The organism is Pseudomonas sp. C5pp (assembly GCF_000814065.1).
Classification (GTDB): Bacteria; Pseudomonadota; Gammaproteobacteria; order Pseudomonadales; family Pseudomonadaceae; genus Aquipseudomonas; species Aquipseudomonas asiatica.
This window is the reverse complement of the sequence record NZ_JWLN01000041.1, coordinates 12204-30011: the sequence shown is the minus strand read 5'-3', so window position 1 is coordinate 30011 and position 17808 is coordinate 12204. Positions and strand designations below refer to the sequence as shown.

At 61.7% G+C, this 17808-nt stretch carries 18 protein-coding genes and 1 pseudogene; 7 read left to right on the top strand and 12 right to left on the bottom strand.

Annotated elements, in window-relative coordinates; all coding sequences use genetic code 11:
- Window positions 1–162 precede the first annotated feature (162 nt).
- The gene (locus RR51_RS25035) at window positions 163–651 is read left to right on the top strand and encodes a substrate-binding periplasmic protein (RefSeq protein WP_039615003.1); all 489 of its coding nucleotides are present in this window, start codon (window positions 163–165) and stop codon (window positions 649–651) included.
- Between the two features lie 60 nt (window positions 652–711).
- Here the strand turns inward: RR51_RS25035 and RR51_RS25030 are convergent, their stop codons facing one another.
- Both RR51_RS25030 and RR51_RS25025 read right to left on the bottom strand, forming a co-directional pair.
- Window positions 712–1215, bottom strand: coding sequence for a DUF523 domain-containing protein (locus RR51_RS25030; protein WP_039615002.1), 504 nt, complete (start codon window positions 1213–1215; stop codon window positions 712–714).
- On the bottom strand, window positions 1202–1834 hold the full coding sequence (locus RR51_RS25025; RefSeq protein ID WP_039615014.1) for a 2OG-Fe(II) oxygenase: 633 nt from the start codon (window positions 1832–1834) through the stop codon (window positions 1202–1204). Before RR51_RS25025 ends, RR51_RS25030 begins: the two co-directional genes overlap by 14 nt.
- Window positions 1835–1947: 113 nt before the next feature.
- Here RR51_RS25025 and RR51_RS25020 point away from each other — a divergent pair, with 113 nt between their 5' ends.
- Window positions 1948–2700, top strand: a complete 753-nt coding sequence (locus RR51_RS25020) for a DUF2059 domain-containing protein (RefSeq protein WP_003258544.1) — start codon at window positions 1948–1950, stop codon at window positions 2698–2700.
- On the opposite strand, the gene RR51_RS25015 is transcribed toward RR51_RS25020, so the two are convergent.
- A complete protein-coding gene (locus RR51_RS25015; RefSeq protein WP_039615001.1) occupies window positions 2701–3627 on the bottom strand; it encodes an alpha/beta hydrolase in 927 nt (308 codons plus the stop codon). It lies immediately after the preceding gene.
- Between the two features lie 211 nt (window positions 3628–3838).
- Between RR51_RS25015 and RR51_RS25010 the strand changes: the two genes are divergently transcribed.
- From RR51_RS25010 to RR51_RS25000, 3 genes are all read left to right on the top strand, one after another.
- The gene (locus RR51_RS25010) at window positions 3839–4402 is read left to right on the top strand and encodes a DUF6436 domain-containing protein (protein WP_039615000.1); all 564 of its coding nucleotides are present in this window, start codon (window positions 3839–3841) and stop codon (window positions 4400–4402) included.
- An 85-nt stretch (window positions 4403–4487) separates the two neighbouring features.
- Window positions 4488–6680 carry an S-type pyocin domain-containing protein gene (locus tag RR51_RS25005; RefSeq protein ID WP_039614999.1) on the top strand — a complete coding sequence of 731 codons (2193 nt, stop codon included), beginning with the start codon at window positions 4488–4490 and terminating at the stop codon, window positions 6678–6680.
- Window positions 6677–6952, top strand: a complete 276-nt coding sequence (locus tag RR51_RS25000; protein WP_039614998.1) for a bacteriocin immunity protein — start codon at window positions 6677–6679, stop codon at window positions 6950–6952. The genes RR51_RS25005 and RR51_RS25000 overlap by 4 nt, the downstream gene beginning before the upstream one ends.
- Before the next feature lie 39 nt (window positions 6953–6991).
- Here the strand turns inward: RR51_RS25000 and RR51_RS24995 are convergent, their stop codons facing one another.
- The gene (locus tag RR51_RS24995) at window positions 6992–7543 is read right to left on the bottom strand and encodes a sugar O-acetyltransferase (RefSeq protein WP_039614997.1); all 552 of its coding nucleotides are present in this window, start codon (window positions 7541–7543) and stop codon (window positions 6992–6994) included.
- Between the two features lie 86 nt (window positions 7544–7629).
- On the opposite strand from RR51_RS24995, the gene RR51_RS24990 reads away from it, so the two are divergent.
- Together RR51_RS24990 and RR51_RS24985 are read left to right on the top strand one after the other, a co-directional pair.
- On the top strand, window positions 7630–10035 hold the full coding sequence (locus RR51_RS24990; RefSeq protein ID WP_039614996.1) for a penicillin acylase family protein: 2406 nt from the start codon (window positions 7630–7632) through the stop codon (window positions 10033–10035).
- A gap of 85 nt (window positions 10036–10120) precedes the next feature.
- Entirely contained in the window at window positions 10121–10939 is an 819-nt protein-coding gene (locus tag RR51_RS24985) for an alpha/beta fold hydrolase (protein ID WP_039615013.1), read from the top strand.
- A gap of 185 nt (window positions 10940–11124) precedes the next feature.
- On the opposite strand, the gene RR51_RS24980 is transcribed toward RR51_RS24985, so the two are convergent.
- The 8 genes and pseudogenes from RR51_RS24980 to cysT form a co-directional block, all read right to left on the bottom strand.
- The gene (locus RR51_RS24980; protein WP_039614995.1) at window positions 11125–11910 is read right to left on the bottom strand and encodes a MetQ/NlpA family ABC transporter substrate-binding protein; all 786 of its coding nucleotides are present in this window, start codon (window positions 11908–11910) and stop codon (window positions 11125–11127) included.
- Between the two features lie 175 nt (window positions 11911–12085).
- Window positions 12086–12916: a sigma 54-interacting transcriptional regulator gene (locus RR51_RS24975; RefSeq protein ID WP_039614994.1), complete on the bottom strand. Its 831-nt coding sequence runs from the start codon at window positions 12914–12916 to the stop codon at window positions 12086–12088.
- Between the two features lie 64 nt (window positions 12917–12980).
- On the bottom strand, window positions 12981–13562 hold the full coding sequence (locus RR51_RS24970) for an alpha/beta hydrolase (RefSeq protein ID WP_039614993.1): 582 nt from the start codon (window positions 13560–13562) through the stop codon (window positions 12981–12983).
- 156 nt (window positions 13563–13718) lie between these two features.
- Window positions 13719–13793, bottom strand: a pseudogene (locus RR51_RS31665) (MotA/TolQ/ExbB proton channel family protein); the annotation flags it as partial.
- A 111-nt stretch (window positions 13794–13904) separates the two neighbouring features.
- Window positions 13905–14684: an RHS repeat-associated core domain-containing protein gene (locus tag RR51_RS29720; RefSeq protein WP_082044757.1), complete on the bottom strand. Its 780-nt coding sequence runs from the start codon at window positions 14682–14684 to the stop codon at window positions 13905–13907.
- Window positions 14685–15067: 383 nt separating this feature from the next.
- Window positions 15068–16057, bottom strand: a complete 990-nt coding sequence (locus RR51_RS24965; protein ID WP_039614992.1) for a sulfate/molybdate ABC transporter ATP-binding protein — start codon at window positions 16055–16057, stop codon at window positions 15068–15070.
- Between the two features lie 3 nt (window positions 16058–16060).
- Window positions 16061–16933, bottom strand: a complete 873-nt coding sequence (cysW, locus tag RR51_RS24960) for a sulfate ABC transporter permease subunit CysW (protein ID WP_015272212.1) — start codon at window positions 16931–16933, stop codon at window positions 16061–16063.
- A gap of 11 nt (window positions 16934–16944) precedes the next feature.
- Window positions 16945–17763 (bottom strand): sulfate ABC transporter permease subunit CysT, encoded by an 819-nt coding sequence (gene cysT / locus RR51_RS24955; protein WP_013974695.1) that lies wholly within the window; start codon window positions 17761–17763, stop codon window positions 16945–16947.
- Window positions 17764–17808 lie beyond the last annotated feature (45 nt).

The following is a 17808-nucleotide window of genomic DNA, read 5'->3' as shown; positions in this document are numbered from 1 at the left end:
CTTAGTTGATATCTGTGCCTGGATGTTCACAGCGTCAGGCAGAAATATTTCAATCAGGGTTAAACAATGCCGAGGCTTCAAGGTCATAGGCTGCGCTCGACCACAGCGAGGAAGAAAGCCGTGGCGAAGGTTATTCATCTGCCAAAGAGAAAAGGGGCTTTAATGCGTTCGACCATAGGAGTAATGCTGGCGGTACTCATCACGCCATTGGCTCAGGCCGAGCTGATAGACGAAATTGCCGACCGGGGCGAACTGCGCATAGCCGTACAGGCCGACAACTCGCCGTACGCATTCAAGGAAAATGACCACCTGACCGGCTTCGAGATCGACTTCGGCCAGGCGCTGGCCAAGGAACTGGACCTGCGCGCCGAGTTCATCGAAGCCCCTGCGGCAGAGGTACTGCCCGGTGTCGAGAGTGGCAAGTACGACATCGCACTGACCCCGTCGAGCGAATCGCCCAAAGGTGACGGCCCGCTCGATGTGAGCCTGCCGTTTGGCGAGAAGCAGCTGGTGATCCCGTTCCAGAAGGACAACCCGGCGTTCGAGAGCGCGGTGAACAATGCACTGCAGCGGCTCAAAGACAGCGGGCGGACTGCCGAGCTTGAGCAGAAATGGTTCAAGGGTGTGCCTGAGACTGCATCGGGGCAGTAAGTTCTTTATTGCCTGTACTGGCCTCTTCGCGGGCGAGCCCGCGAAGAGGCCAGTACAGGCTCAAGCTGAAAGCCCGGCCAGAACCTGCTGTGCCTCGTCCAGCTCCAGCTCGCTGAACACCAGCACCCCCGCCCGCCGCAGCAATGCCGTGGTAACCCCTTCCCCGGCAACCTTCACACCACTGAACGTGCCGTCATAGGTCAACCGGTTGCCACACGAAGGGCTTCCAGCCTTCAGCACGGCCACACGAATGCCATGCCGGTGCACCAGCTCCAGCGCCCGCTGCGCCCCAGCCAGGAACTCGGCGCTGACATCCTCGCCCGCCACCGTCAGCACCTGCGCGCCACCGTCGAGCACCTCCCCACCCTGCCCGCCCGGTATCTCTGCAGGCGGCCGTGGGGTCGGCAAGCCACCCGCCACTTCCGGGCACAACGGCACCACGCGCCCCTCGGCCTGCCAGCGCTGCAACAGGTCGGGGTGGCCACTGGCGCGGCCGTCATAGCGCACTGGCTGCCCCAGCAGGCAGGCGCTGACCAGCACCTTGGGCAGGTCAGAAGGGGTCATTGCCACGGCGCCGGAACCAGCCGGTCAACGAAAGCCGCTCACGCCCTGCCGGCAGCACCTCATGGGGCACCTCGCCCGACAGGAACACCACCAGGCAGCCCGCCACCGGCTCGACATCATGCTCGACACCGTCCGCCAGGAACATGCGCAACTGGCCACCGTCCTGCGGCTGCCAGCCTTCATTCAGGTACAGGACTGCCGACACCATGCGCCGGTCATCATCGCGGAAGCGGTCCAGGTGCCGGCGATAGAACGCCCCTGGCGGGTACAAGGCAAAATGGCACTCGAAGTCTTCCAGGCCGAGGAACAGGCCCTGGTTGATGGCCTGGCGCAGCTGGTCCATGGCGCTCAGGTACTGGTCGCAGGCCTCGGCCTGGCCGGGGTCGATCCACTGGATCTGGTCGCCGCGAATGGCCTCGCGCACCTCCTGGGCAGCACCGCGCCCAACCCCTGCAGGGTTGAGTTCGCCTTCGGCATCACGGCGCCGGCACTCGGCCGCGAGCGCGCGCACCAGGTCGGCAGGCAGAAAAAGCGCCTGCTGGGACCAGCCATGGGAGGCCAGATCGTCGACGACGGCCGCAAGCATAGGGTGTTCAGGGGAGATGTGCATGGCGCGCATCATATCCATTAGCCATGCCGGCGCACAGCGCCACTTGGCCGAGAAGCACGCGGATATCTCGACAAACCGGCGCCCGGCCACGGACAATAGCCACCTGCCGACAGGAGTCCTGAATGCGCCGTCTGTTTTCCCTGATTCTGCTGATGATCTGCACCGTGCCTGTCTGGGCAGACAACCTGGATCAACTGTACAAGGCCGCCGGCTGGCCCGACCAGCGCGCCCATTTCAATGATGCCCTGACCGCTGCCCAGGAACGCTACCGCAACAGTTTGCCACCCGCCGTGTACCAGGCGCTGGTAAACAACAGCAACCAGCGCTTCCAGGCCCAGGCGGTGGACCGTCGCGCCCAGGCGCAGCTGCGCGCAACCTTGGCCAACCCTGCACCGGCGCTGGCCTTCTTCCGGTCGCCGCTGGGGCGCAAGGTGGTGGCTGCGGAGCTCAAGGCCACACGCAAGGACGAACTGGCCAGGAATGCCAAGGGCTTGCCGAAGATCCAGGCCAGCGATGATCGCCTGCTGATAATCGGGCATCTGGCCCAGGCCCTGCCGGCGCGCGAAGCCGGTGCCGAAGTGAGCCTGGCCATTGCCGGCGTGGCGGCCGACAGCCTCAGCTCGATGATCCCCGGCCTGTTCGGCGGCGGTCAGGCCCAGAACCTGCTCGACGGCCAGCGCCAGCGCCTGATGGGCCAGATCGGCGAAGACCTCAACAACACCCTGCTGTATGTCTATCGCGACCTGTCCGATGCCGAGCTGGAAGAGTTCGCTACCTTTGCCGAGTCGCCAGACGGCAAGGCTTACTACCAGGCCGCCTTGGCCGCCGTTCGCGCAGGCCTGGCAGTTGGCCAGAGCAGCAGCGACCTTAAGTGATCAGCCCAGGCGCTGGTCGATGAAGTCGAAGTAGCGCTGGCGAATGCCCGGCAGCTCGTTGGCCAGGTGGTGACGGGCCTCGGGCAGCATCAGAATCTGCGGCTCGGCAAACTTGGCCTTGAGTACTTCGAGGTTGTACGGCCAGTCCACTGTGCCATCCGCTTCTCCTTGCACGATCAACGGCCGCCGCGTGCTGCGCGGCGCGGCCTCGATGCGTTTGACCCAGGCAATCAAGGCGCCCACCCAAGCTGTAGGCAGGCGGCGCGGTTGCAGCGGGTCGGCTTCGAGAAACGGCAGGAAGGTCGGGTCATTGGTGTTCTCGCTGAAGCGCCGCTCGATGCCATTCACGAAGTGACGCAACACGCGATAGCTCAGCTTCGACCAGTGCCAGGCACAGGGCCGCACCAGCGGTGCCAACAGGATGACCTGGCCATCGATGGGGCTGCGCGCGCCTTGGTACAACAGGTGGTCCACGGCGATGGCGCCACCGGTGCTTTGCCCGCACAGGTGCCAAGGGCGCGGCAGTTGCAGCGTGCGCGCCTGTTCGAACAAAGCCTCCAGCACCTGCTGGTACACCGCGAAATCACTGATGCTGGCCCGCTCGCCGCTGGACAGGCCGTGGCCTGGCAGGTCGCAACTGATCACTGCGAAACCCTGCTTGAGCGCCCAATCGATCACGTGACGGTACAACCCCATGTGATCGTAATAGCCGTGCAGCAGGAACAGCGTCGCGCTCGGCTGCTCGGGTAGCCAGGCCTGCCCGACCAGCTCGAAGCCTGCGGCCTGGAAGCCGCCCAGCCAGCTGTGGGCCGAAAGGTTCAGGCCATAGAAGCGCTGATAGTCCTGCGCCTGCGCCGACAACGGCTGGCGAGCGGTCAGTGGCGCCAGGCTGGTGCGCAGGAGGTCTGGGTGAAAGGCAGCGGGCATCGGGTACATCCACAGTGAAGCAAGTATTGATCTGGGATATTCAGCTCTGGCTGGCGTCGTGGCAAGCTTGCTCGATTTCAGGCCGATAGCGGTATCCCCGGTAGGAGCAGCCTTGTGCTGCGAAGAGGCCGGTACTGCCACAACAACACCATCAGTCATGCCGGCCCTTTCGCAGCACAAGGCTGCTCCTACAGAGGGCCGCGGAAACTTCATGAAGACTCGGATCATCAAACCGCTGTGCACAGCAATCGCCCTTCTGGTCGGTGTGACCATCCTCTGGCAGGCCTACACCACCTTCCAGGCCCGCTACCTGCGCCCGTTCGACAACCAGGCCACGCTGTTCGACGGCAGCCAGCTGCAGTTGCCCCCCGAGCTGGCCGGCCCCGGCCCGATCCGGGTAGTGCATTTCTGGGACCCGGCCTGCCCGTGCAACGTCGGCAACCAGCAGCACCTGGGCGACCTGGTCAACCAGTTCGCCAGCCAGGGCGTGACCTTCCACGTGCTGCAAAAGCCCGACAGCCACGGCCAGCTGCGCGCCAACCTCACCGCCCTCAAGCCACTCGCCAGCCTGCCCGGCAGCGAACACCTGCCCGCCTCCCCGGCCGTGGCCATCTGGGACCGGCAAGGCCACCTGGCCTACTTCGGCCCCTACAGCGAAGGCGCCGTGTGCAATGCCAGCAACAGCTTTGTGGAACCCATCATCAAGGCCTTGCTTGAAGACCGGCCGGTGCAGGCCAGCAATACATTGGCCATAGGGTGTTACTGCCCCTGGTAGTTAGTGGCTACCCGATAGATATCTACAGCTTCAGCCCGAGGGAGGATTTTTACCGTAGCGACATACAGATCAATGGAGAAACTGTATGTCACAAGGTTCCACCGAGCTTCCAAACAGCTATGTAGACAGCACCCGTCTTCCCGTCGGCCCTCAACTTTGGGGCACCCATCCCGGTGCATCGTTTCAACTGGTATCCGTTTTCGAGCCTGGGCGCCTGGATATCGACCTGATCGTACAGACCGAAAACGGCAAGTTAGGCGTTCAAAAGGCGCATGAACAGCGCCTCGCCACGTTACAGCAAGACCTCGACCAGGCCTTACGTGATCAAGCGGGCTCGCTGAATGGTCTTGGCGAAATCCAGGCGACAGAACGCACCATCGCTGCCATCAATGAGCTTCAGGCATTGTTCGCTACACGCCTGCAAGCAACGCGTGATCAGGCTTACAGCTTCTTCGGCGGTGACCCGGTAAATCGCAACCTTCATGAATTCCTGGCTGTAGCCCGAAAACCAAACGCTCCAGCAGACCCTCAGCAAGCGTGGCTCGACTCTTACCGAGCGGCGTTCGACGTGAAGTACCTGGAGCAGGTAAGCGGCGAGTTGGCCCAACGCCAACAACAGCTGCAGAGCACCTTGTCCACTCTCAGGATGAGGGAAAGTCATGATCAGGATATTGACCGGACGCTCCAACAGTACCATCAGGCCCTTGCTCAACTGGGCACAGCCAGCCAGGCGTTCCTGCAAGCCAGCAGCGCGTTGAAAGCGATGCTGACGGCCTTCGAGCGCCATCAGCAAGAAAGCGTTGCCCCGCAAGCAGCACTCGAACATAGCCGCGAGCTAGAACGGGAAACGTCCGACCTGCTCAAGGCGCGCGAGCAGCTTGCCTCGACCTACTCCAGCATGAACCTGAGTCAAGGCCACTTGGCGTCGCAAGCTACCTGGATCGATTCCGCGCTCCAGTACCACGCGCCAGAAGGTTCCGCAGACCGCAAAGCGGCATTGCTAAACGTGCAGGCACAGCTACAAGCCCAAATTGCCGCCCATACCCAGACATCGTCCGCTGAAAGTACGGAGGTGATGCGGTTACTGGCACAAACAGACAACACCGTCGCCACCGTTTTCGACGAGCAGACTTCGCTGGCCGTCTTGTCTGGCCGTACTCCTGGCAATACACCTGTAACGTTCAACGCCTGGGTAGCCAGTATCCACCACCCGCTGATCCTGGCGACCTCACGCGGTGGCATAGCCCATTTCGAACCGATCTGGCTCGACTTTGGCGAAGCACTCGGCAAAGCCGCCCAACGTCTGCTCGCCGGTGGGCTCCTGGCGGTCGCCAGGTATGTTCCTCTGATGCTGTATTCAGCTCGTCTGGGCGATGCTGAGCGCATGGGGGTGACCGTCCCGCTCGCCCTGATGAGTCCCGGCGCGGACCTTACCCTCGAAGCAAACCGCAAAGCTGGTCAGACGCTTGAGCTGCCCTTGCGGATGGACGCTGTCCCTCAGGGCATGCAGACCGAAGTGTACTTGGCAGCCACGGATGGCAGCGCCCTTCTGCGCGACGTGCGCGTACGCCAGGCACAGTGGGACGCAGCCCAAGGCGCGTACAGATTTACCGCCGAAGGCCCAGGTGGCGCAACGCTGCTCTGGCACCCGGCAACGCCGCCCTCGACGCTGTCTGCCACCGGCGAGAATGGTACGGTCATCCCTGGCTCCCCTATCGTCGAGGATCTGCAGAAGCACCTTCCGGGCCCTATCATCGTCCCGCCGGATCCGGATATCCGTACGCTCCCCGAACTGCCCGAACTGCAGATCGACGACTACGTCATCATCTTCCCGGCAGACTCGGGGCTGGCGCCGATTTATGTGATGTTGCGCAACCCACGGAATTTACCAGGGGTTGCAAGCGGCAACGGCGTTATCACACCAGACAGGGTTCTGGATGCAGCCACTACTGCGGCGGGCGCGCCGATTCCAGCAAAGATTGCGGAAAGGCTCAGGGGGCGGAGGTTTGCCAGATTCGATAGGCTAAAGGAGGCAATCTGGATGGAGATTGCGACAGATGAGGTATTCAGTCGCCACATCATGCCCGCAATCCTCGACGACATGCGTAGAGGGCTAGCGCCATTCGCCAAGCGCGACCAGCGAGTAGGAAAGCGAGTCAAGTTAGAGATTCACCACAAGCACGAAATTGCAAAGGGTGGCGCAGTGTACGACTTCGATAATCTCGTGTTCATGACTCCCCAAGTCCACATAAACCATCACAGAGGAAACAATCAATGACGTTGAAACAGAGTTTGACGGAGTACACAGAGCCTGAGTTTCTCGCATTGGTGTCGGATCTATATGCGGATCGGACGGGCCTCAAGGGTGCTGAGCTGGAAAAGCACCGGATTGATATTGTTCTTCTTTTCGAGAAGTTGACCGAGCACCCTGACGGGTCAGACGTGATCTATTACCCCCCAGATGGCGCAGATGTCAGCCCGCAAGGCGTCGTCAACCGCATTAAAGAATGGCGCGCAGCCAACGGCAAACCTGGCTTCAAACCTGCCTGACCCAACGCCCTGCGGCCAACACCGCAGGGCTTTTTCAAATCAACCACGCACCCGCGCCGGGTTACCTACAACCGTCACCCCCGCCGGCACATCCCGAGTCACCACACTACCGGCACCCACCACGGCGTTATCACCAATGGTCACCCCCGGCAGGATGATCGCCGCGCCGCCGATCCACACGTTGTTGCCGATGGTCACCGGCCGGCCACTCTCCAGCCCTGTGCGGCGCACTTCGGGGTCGAGCGGGTGGTCGGCGGTATAGATCTGCACGTTGGGGCCGATCTGGCAGTCATCACCGATACGCACCGGCAGCACATCGAGGATCACGCAATTGAAATTCATGAAGGTGTTGCGGCCGACGCTGATGTTGTAGCCATAGTCGCAATAGAACGGCGGGCGGATCACCGCGCCTTCGCCGACCTGGCCAAAGTGCTCTACCAGGAGCCCATGGCGTGCGTCGTTGAGCAATTCAACACTGCTGTTGTAGCGGTGCATCCAGTGCTTGTTGGCGATCTGCTCGGCCTGCAGCTCGGGGCAGCCAGCGTGATAGAGCTGGCCTGTAAGCATTTTCTGTTTTTCGCTGAGGGACATGGAAACTCCTTCCTGGGGCTATGCTCTGGTCGCGAATCCGCCGATCATCGGACCACATTTTTCGCTTGAACGCACAAGGAGCCTGCATGAAGCGCAGCTTGACCCTGTTGGCCGTGATGGTTGCCGTGGCCGCCGGCGCCGGATACTGGTATGTGCAGGGCAAGCTGCCGCAACGCGAGGGCGAGGTGGCCATTGCCGGCCTGCAGGCGCCAGTCAGCGTGCGCTACGATGCCCGCGGCGTGCCGCACCTGCAGGCGCAGAGCGAGCCGGACCTGTACCGTGCCCTCGGTTACGTGCATGCCCAGGACCGGCTGTTCCAGATGGAGATCTTGCGCCGCCTGGCCCGGGGCGAGCTGGCCGAGGTACTGGGCGACAAGCTGCTGCCCACCGACACCCTGTTCCGCAGCCTGCGCATTCGCGAACAGGCAGCACTGATGGCCAAGCGTCAGGACCGCCAGTCACCCGCCTGGCAAGCCCTGCAGGCCTACCTCGACGGGGTGAACAGCTGGCAGGCCAGCCACCCAAAACCCGTGGAGTTCGATCTGCTCGGCATCACCCCACGCCCCTTCAGCGCCGAAGACACCCTGAGCATCGCCGGCTACCTGGCCTACAGCTTCGCCGCCGCGTTTCGCACCGAGCCCGCGCTCACCTATATCCGCGACCAGCTGGGCCCTGAGTACCTGAACATCTTCGATCTCGCCTGGCAGCCCGAGGGCGCCTTGGGTACACCGCTGGCCGCTGCCGACTGGCAAAGCCTGGAGGCCCTCGCCCGCCTCAGCCAGGACGCGCTGGGCGATGCGGGCATCCCGCAATTCGAGGGCAGCAACGCCTGGGCCGTGGCCGGCAGCCGCACCCGCAGCGGCAGGCCGCTGCTGGCCGGCGACCCGCACATCGGTTTTGCGGTGCCGGCGGTGTGGTACGAGGCCGAGCTGTCGGCGCCGGGCTTCAACCTGTATGGCTACTTCCAGGCGCTCAACCCGTTCGCCCTGCTCGGCCACAACCGCGACTTCGGCTGGAGCCTGACCATGTTCCAGAATGACGACGTCGACCTGATCGCCGAGCGCACCAACCCTGCCGACGCCAACCAGGTGATGGTCGATGGCAAATGGCAGGCGCTGGAAAAGACCGAGCAGCAGATTGCCGTCAAAGGCGAAGCACCGGTCACCCTCAGCCTCCGCCGCTCGCCCCATGGCCCGATCGTCAACGACGTGCTGGGTGCCACTGCCGGGCCCACGCCAATCGCCATGTGGTGGGCGTTCCTGGAAACCGAAAACCCGCTCCTCGACGGTTTCTACCAGCTCAACCGCGCCGATACCCTGGGCAAGATGCGCGAGGCTGCGGCCAAGGTGCATGCGCCGGGGCTGAACCTGGTCTGGGCCAATGCCCGTGGCGATATCGGCTGGTGGGCGGCGGCACAGTTGCCGATCCGCCCCGACGGCGTCGACCCCGTGTTCATCCTCGATGGTGCCAGTGCGCAGGCGGACAAGCTCGGCTTCTACCCCTTCAGGGTCAACCCGCAGCAGGAGAACCCGGCACGCGGCTACATTGTCTCGGCCAACTACCAGCCTCCGGCGGCAGTGCCGATACCCGGTTACTACAACCTGCCGGACCGAGGCCGCCAGCTCGATCGCCACTTGGCCAACCCCGATGTGAAGTGGGATACCCAAAATAGCCAGGCGCTGCAGTTGGACACCGCCAGCGACCATGGCCCGCGCACCCTTGCACCACTGCTGGCAACGCTACGCGCAGTGGCCGAAGGTGACGAAGAGAAGGAGCTGGTCGAGCAACTGGCAGCCTGGAGCGGCGACTACCCGCTCGACTCGACCAGTGCCACGCTGTTCAACCAGTTCCTCTACGAGCTGGCATTCGCGGCCCTGCATGACGAGCTGGGCGACACCTGGTTCCCGGTACTTATCAGCACCCGCGCCATCGACGCCGCCCTGCCGCGCCTGGCGGCGGATGCCGATTCGCCGTGGTGGAACACCCGCGGAGCCAACCAGCGCACCGACCGTAACGCCGTGGTGCGCATGGCGTGGCAGAACACCTTGAAGCACCTGCGGGAAACCCTGGGCAACGACCCGGCCAGTTGGCAGTGGGGCAAGGCCCATACCCTGACCCACAACCACCCGCTGGGGGTCAAAAAGCCGCTGAACCTGCTGTTCAACGTCGGCCCGTTCGCCGCACCGGGCACCCACGAAGTGCCGAACAACCTCTCGGCGAAGATCGGCCCGGCGCCATGGCCGGTGACCTATGGGCCGTCGACGCGGCGGCTGGTCGACTTTGCCGATGCCGGGCAGGCGCTGACCACCAACCCGGTCGGGCAGAGTGGTGTGCCGTTCGACAGGCATTTTGCGGATCAGGCCGAAGGGTATGTGCAGGGGCAGTACCAGAAGGCGCAGATGGGGGTGATTCCGGCGCAGAGTACCTTGCGTCTGGTGCCAGCCCATTCGCAGCACAAGGCTGCTCCTACAAGAGACCGCGATCCCCTGTAGGAGCAGCCTTGTGCTGCGAATGGGCCGCAAAGCGGCCCCCGACAATTTCGAATACCCTACAGCACTCCCAGCCGAGACCCATTCCATGCAAAGACACTTCATCGAAATCGACGGCGCCCGCATGAGCTACATCGACCAGGGCCAGGGTTTCCCGGTCCTGCTCGGCCACAGCTACCTGTGGTCCGCCGAGATGTGGCAGCCACAAATCGAAGCCTTGTCAGCACACTTCCGCGTCATCGTCCCCGAGCTGTGGGGCCACGGCGGCTCCGATGCTCCGCCTGCCACGACCATCGACATGAACAGCTTGGTCCACCAGCACCTAACGCTGCTGGACAAACTGGAAATTACCAAGTGCCACCTGGTCGGGCTGTCGGTAGGCGGTATGTGGGGGGCACCGCTGGCTGCTAACCACCCTGAACGAATTGATCGCCTGGTGCTCATGGACACTTACCTGGGCGCCGAGCCGGAGGAAACTCGGCTCAAGTATTTCGCCTTGCTGGATACCGCCAGCGCAGCCGGCGAATTCAGCGACCCGTTGCTCGACATCATCGTGCCTATTTTTTTCCACGCAGGCGGCCAGACCGTGCCTGAAATCCGTGAGCGGTTTCGTGCTCAGCTGAAGGCAAGCAGTGCACAAACCATTCGCGAGAGCCTCGATCCCATGGGGCGGATAATCTTTGGACGACACGACCTGCTGGAGCAACTCGAGCAGCTGCCGAGCGAGAGAACCATCCTGATGTGCGGCGATCAGGACATTCCGCGGCCGCCGGAAGAGTCCAATGAAATGGCGCGGATCATTGGCTGCCTGGCGGCGCAGATTCCGTTTGCGGGGCATATCTCCAGCCTGGAGAACCCGCGGGTGGTGAATGAGTTCCTGTTGAACTGGCTACCGCGTAACCAGTGAGATTGCCGAGGCCGCTTTGCAGCCCTTGTGGGAGCGGGTTTACCCGCGAAGCAGGCAACGGGGTGGATGGCACGGGCTTCGCCCGTGTTCGCGGGTAAACCCGCTCCCACAGGTAACTATGCCCACACATAAAAACGCCGACACAAGGGTGTCGGCGTTGGGTCATGCCAGGTAATGCAAGCGCATCAGAACGCCGGCAGCACCGCACCTTGGTACTTCTTGGCGATGAATTCCTTCACTTCCGGGCTGGTCAGGGCCTTGGCCAGTTTCTGGATGGCATCGCTGTCCTTGTTGTCCGGGCGGGCGACCAGGAAGTTCACGTATGGCGAGTCGCTGCCTTCGATCACCAGCGCGTCCTTGGCCGGGTTCAGGCCGGCTTCCAGGGCGTAGTTGGTGTTGATCATGTCCAGGTCGACCTGGTCCAGCACGCGCGGCAGCATGGCCGACTCAAGCTCGCGGAACTTCAGCTTCTTCGGGTTCTCGGCAATGTCCTTGGGGGTGGCCAGGGCGTTCTTCGGATCCTTCAGGGTGATCAGGCCAGCTTTCTGCAGCAGTAGCAGGGCGCGGCCGCTGTTGCTGCCCTCGTTAGGGATGGCAACGGTAGCGCCTTCTTTCAGTTCGCCCAGGCTCTTGACCTTCTTCGAGTAACCACCAAAGGGTTCGACATGCACGCCGATCACGGTTTCCAGGTGGGTGCCCTTGCCTTCGTTGAAGTTCTGCAGATAAGGCAGGGTCTGGAAGTAGTTGGCGTCCAGGCGCTTCTGGTCAACCTGCACGTTCGGCTGCACGTAGTCGGTGAAAACCTTGATCTGCAGGTCCACACCTTCCTTGGCCAGGGTCGGCTTGATCAGCTCGAGGATTTCGGCGTGCGGTACCGGGGTGGCGGCGACAACCAGTTTCTCGGCAGCGGTAGCCAGGCCGGCAAACGACAGGGCAGCGGCCAGGGCAGTGGTCAGCAGGGTCTTCTTCATGGTGATCCTTGTTCTGGTTCTGGGCCATCGACGATGGCGAATCGGGTGCCCAACCGGTTCACCAGCGGGCGTGAGGCGGACAATACCCAGATTTTTTATTCCGTAACAATATCTTTTATTTAGCTTCTTATTCCAAAAACAAAATGCCATCAGCCACTTTGCTTATGAGCGATGTCTAGCGCGCGGGGTTTGGCAGGTCGAGGTCTTCAGCCAGGATTTCTTCGCCGTCATTCACCAGCAAGGCGAAGTGGATGACGTTCTCCAGTTCACGGGTGTTGCCGGGCCATGGGTGTGCCTCCAGCGCCTGCTGCGCCGCCTCGCTCACCAGCGGCACAGGCCGCTGCAGGCGCACGCTGTAGATGCCCACGAAGTACTCGGCCAACGGCAGGATATCGCCCGGCCGCTCGCGCAGTGGCGGCAGCTCCAGCACGCCCTCGCGCAGGTACTGGTACAGGCGCTCGTTGAAGCGCCCCGCGCGCACCACCCGCGCCAGGTCGATACTGGTAGCGGCCACCAGGCGCACGTCCACCGGCTGCGGCTGCTGCGAGCCCACCCGGGTAACCTCGCGGTTTTCCAGGGCGGCCAGCAGCTTGCCCTGGATGGCCAGCGGCAAGTCGGCGATCTCGTCCAGGTACAACGTGCCACCGTTAGCCGAGCCGAACCAGCCGGCGCGGCTGCTGGCTGTACCACCCTGGCTGCCGGCGCTGTAGCCGAACAACTCGGCATCGGCGTAGGTGGGACTGATGGCCGCGCAGTTGACCGACACGAACAATCCGCTGCGGTCACTGGCACGGTGGATCTGCCGGGCCAGCAGTTCCTTGCCGGTGCCGGTTTCGCCACGGATCAGCACCGGCAAGGATTGTGGCGCCAGGTGCTCGAGCTCCTCGCGCAGCTGCTGCGAACGTGGGTCGATGAACACCAGCGCCTTGGCGCGGATGCTCAGTGGGCTCTTGTCCAATTCAGGGAAGGTCAGCAACGGCTGGCCAAAAGGGTTTTGAAAAGTCATGACGAACTCCCGCCCCAGGCCTTCAATGGCCGGGCGTCAGGCAAACGGTAAACAGTAAGGGCGATCAGGCGCGGCGCAGTGCGCGCTGCTCGACCCGGCTCTGCAAGCGATACAAGTAGGCGAAACCTTGTTCCCAGCGCTCATGACCGGACTTGACGTTGATGTGCCCGGCGTTGGTCAGCAGCCCTGCTTCGGCGCCCCAGACCTGGGCCAGGTACAACGCCCTTGGCACGCTTACGGCCGGGTCGTTGTCCGAGCTGACCACCTGGCTGGGGAATGGCAGTGCGTCGGTCGGGATCGGCGCGAAGTTGCGCAGAGCCGGCGCGCAGGTTGGCCGCTCTACGTCAGCGGGTGCCACCAGCAGCGCGCCACGTACCCGCAGCAGCAGGGCCGGGCTGGCTTGCGCGGCCCAGTGAGCGACGGTTATGCAGCCCAGGCTATGGGCAATCAGAATCACCGGTGAGCGCTCGGCGGCAATCGCCTGCTCCAGTGCCTGCACCCAGTCCTGGCGTTGCGGAGTCAGCCAATCGTGCTGCTCGACCCGGGCACTGTTGGGCAAGGTGCGCTGCCAGTGACTTTGCCAATGGTTGTCTGGCGATCCTTGCCAGCCCGGCACAATCAGGTAACGAATCGACTCATTGCGCATGGGGACGCCTCCAGTGAGTTTGCGTGCTTGGAGACAAGTATAGGGGCGGACATATATCAGTAAAGGAATAAGAAGCTATTTATTAATAACCAAAACCTACCACTGACGCGATCCCTGTGGGAGCCTCGGGTTGAAAAAAAGGGGCCAAAGACTGCCAAGGCTGGCGGAGCCGGCCGCGCTGATGCCCTTGAGCGCTTCCATGATGCCCCAGACGGTGCCGAACAGGCCGATTCGAGAGAGTATGCCAGAAGGCTCATGATGACACCCTTCGCCCCCCGCAGCTTTACTTCTTAGATGATGGCCTGCATACCTTGCATGCCTAAAAAATGCGCGGGGCATCGCTCATCGACGCATCATTTGACCAACCATACGAACACTCATCGCTGGTACATTTATCGACCTCAAGTAATTCACCGCCGCCTGTGAGCTTCTGTAACTAGGAAGATAATGACCCGAATGATTATCAACATAAGTTTGACCATTTTCCCTATATATATATCCCGCAGCTACAACCGGAGAGGCCGACCTTAACTGACGTCGACCAAGCTCCGCAAGACTGGCGTGAGAAAGAGGAGCATCATCAAACTCGGAAAAGGTACTGATAAAAAAATTTTCATCCTGCCTTAGAATGAATTTATGCTTTTTCTCAGAAAGGTCCAACACCGACAAGCCCTTCTGATTCACCACATGCGTCACGCTCTCTTTACCAGATGAAATTTTTTCTCTGGCATATCTAACCTCTGGAACAATCGATTCTTTCTTCCAGTTCCGTAATGGGTGCCATTCAACGGGACCTTTAATCTTGGCAAAGAGCAGACTTTTAAAGCGACGCGCCGCGATCGCGGTCAACGCCGACGTCGCGAAAGAAGTGTTTCCGTTAGGGTCTTGACGATTAACAGGATCCCCTAAGCAATAACAGTAACAATTCAACCCACCACTATCGAAAGGACTTAACTCATCAGGTCTATTGAAACGCATCAACGCTGGACTGAACGCTCTGTATCCGCGCCCTAGAAAATATAGATCACTTAGACCATCAAGGTGTTCACCATTAAAATTCAATGCACCCACAAAAGCGCTGGCAGAGAATAAATATCCATAAGGAGAGTATGAATTAAACATATTACAAACCCCATGATTTTCTACGCGATGAATTTAAACCTCGGGACACCTTAAGAACAATGGCTGTGGGAACAGCACAGAAAAGCGCACTCGACAATTCCTTGATTCAGGCCCACCCAAAAACCCAATACTCCGCCGATTCCCGGTGATTGAAAACTAGCAAATTTACTAGGCCAAGAATCAAGAGCTTCTAGATCGACAGCTATATAGGACTTCCGCCGTTATCCACAGCGAGAAGCCGATTACTTAACCAACCGCTAAATCTTGCGCACGCATCGTTTATCCATAAAAAATAGAGGTTTCTGCTTAGCATTAGCGCCGCCATTCTGTCAGGCATAAAAAAGCCCGGACCAACCCCGGGCTTTTTCATCGTCAAAGGCGAATCAAATATCCGCCACCTTCTGCCAAACCTTCGGCCGGAAGAACAATGTCTCCCCACGCGCCAACCCGGTCAGGCTGTCATGGTCCTTGACCACTTCGGCCTCGATCAGCTCGCTCTGCCCTTCCACCTTCAATGTCACCCGCGTGGTCGCGCCCAACGGCCGGATGTCGCGCACCTCGGCCGCATGGTGCCCTTCGGTCTCGTGCCGCGACAGCGACACTTCGTGCGGGCGGAACAGCACATGATGCCCTTCGCTCAGGGCCAGGCGGTTGGAGTCACCAAGGAAGTGGTAGACGAAATCGTTGGCCGGGTGCTCGTACACCTCGCCCGGCGAGCCGATCTGCTCGATCACGCCCTTGTTCATCACCACGATGCGGTCAGCCACCTCCATGGCTTCTTCCTGGTCGTGGGTGACGAACACCGACGTCAGGTTGATGTCCTCGTGCAGGCGCGCCAGCCAGCGGCGCAGCTCCTTGCGCACCTTGGCATCCAGCGCACCGAAAGGCTCGTCCAGCAACAGCACCTTTGGTTCCACCGCCAGCGCACGGGCCAGGGCGATACGCTGGCGCTGGCCACCGGACAACTGCTCGGGGTAGCGATCGGACAGCCAGTCCAGCTGCACCATGTTAAGCAGTTCATGCACCTTCTCGGCTATCTTGCTCTCGCTCGGGCGCTCGCCCTTGGGCTTCATGCGCAGGCCGAAGGCAACGTTGTCGAACACACTCATGTGGCGGAACAACGCGTAGTGCTGGAACACGAAACCGACATTGCGGTCGCGCACGTCATGGCCGGACACGTCCTCGCCATGGAACACGATATTGCCCTGGTCGGGGGTTTCCAGGCCGGCGATGATGCGCAGCAACGTGGTCTTGCCGCAGCCGGAAGGGCCAAGCAGCGCCACCAGCTCGCCGCTGTTGATGTCCAGGTTGATGTTGTCCAGGGCCTGGAAGCTGTTGAAGCGCTTGCTGATGTTACGAACTTCGATCGACATGAATCATTCCTCCGCGGCGCTGTGGCGCAGGCGGTTAATACGGTTCTCGCTCCACTGCTTGAGCAGCAGGATGAAGAGCGCCAGGATCAGCAACAGGCTGGCCACGCTGAAGGCCGCGACATGGTTGTACTCGTTGTAGAGGATCTCCACGTGCAGCGGCAAGGTGTTGGTCACGCCGCGAATGTGGCCGGACACCACCGACACCGCGCCAAACTCGCCCATGGCCCGCGCGGTGCACAGCACCACCCCATAGATCAGGCCCCATTTGATGTTTGGCAGGGTCACGTGCCAGAACATTTGCCAGCCATTGGCACCGAGCAAGCGCGCGGCCTCCTCTTCCTGCGTGCCCTGCTCCTGCATCAGCGGGATCAGCTCACGGGCCACGAACGGTACGGTGACGAAGATGGTGGCCAGGACGATGCCCGGCAGGGCGAACACGATCTGGATATCGTGGTCCTGCAGCCACGGCCCGAACAGGCCTTGCGCGCCGAACATCAGCACGTAGACCAGGCCCGCGATCACCGGCGACACCGAGAACGGCAGATCGATCAGGGTGACCAGGATACTCTTGCCACGGAAGGTGTACTTGCTCACGCACCAGGCGGCGCTGACACCGAACACCAGGTTCAGCGGCACCGAAATGGCCACGGCGAGCAGGGTCAGCTTCAGCGCCGACAATGCGTCAGGCTCGAAGATCGCCTCGAAGAAGGTGCCAAAGCCGTTCTTCAGCGCCTGCGACACCACGATCACCAGGGGCAGCAGCAGGAACAGCGCGAACACCAGCCAGCCAAGGCCGATCAGGATACGCCGCGAAGTGGCGCTGCCCCGGCGGGCGGCGTTGGCGGCGGCGGTTGCATTCAGGGATGAACTGGACATGCCGGCCTCCTTCAAGGGGTTTCGATGCGGCGCTGCAGCAGGTTGATCAGCAGCAGCAGGATGAAGGAAACCACCAGCATCAGCACGCCGATGGCGGTCGCGCCGGTGTAATCGTATTGGTCGAGCTTGACCATGATCAGCAGCGGCAGGATCTCGGTTTTCATCGGCATGTTGCCGGCAATGAAGATCACCGAACCATACTCGCCCACGCCGCGGGCGAAGGCCAGGGCAAAACCTGTCAGCCAGGCAGGCAGCAGCGCTGGCGCCAGCACATGGCGGAACACCTGCAGCGGCTTGGCGCCCAGGCAGGCAGCGGCCTCCTCCACTTCACGCGGAATGTCGGCCAGCACCGGCTGCACCGTACGCACCACGAACGGCAGGGTGACGAAGGTCAGCGCCAGGGTGATGCCCAGTGGGGTGTAGGCGATCTTGAAACCCAGGTCGGTGGCGAACTGGCCGACCCAGCCCGAGGGTGCGTACAGGGCGGTCAGGGCAATACCGGCCACGGCGGTGGGCAGGGCGAACGGCAGGTCGATCATTGCATCGATGATCTTGCGCCCAGGGAAGGTGTAGCGCACCAGCACCCAGGCCAGCAGGGTACCGATCACACCATTGATGATGGCGGCGAACAGGGCGGTGCCGAAACTCAGCTTGAGCGCGGCGATCACCCGCGGTGCACTGATGATGTTCCAGAACTGCTCCCAGGTAAGCTGCGCGGCATGCACGAACATGGCGGCCAGCGGTATCAGCACTATCAGGCTGAGGTACACCAAGGTGTAGCCCAGCGTCAGCCCGAAGCCGGGTATGACGGGGGAAATGCGACGTGACATAAATATCCCTGGTTGAACGCACGAAACCCGGAACAGATCCCGGGT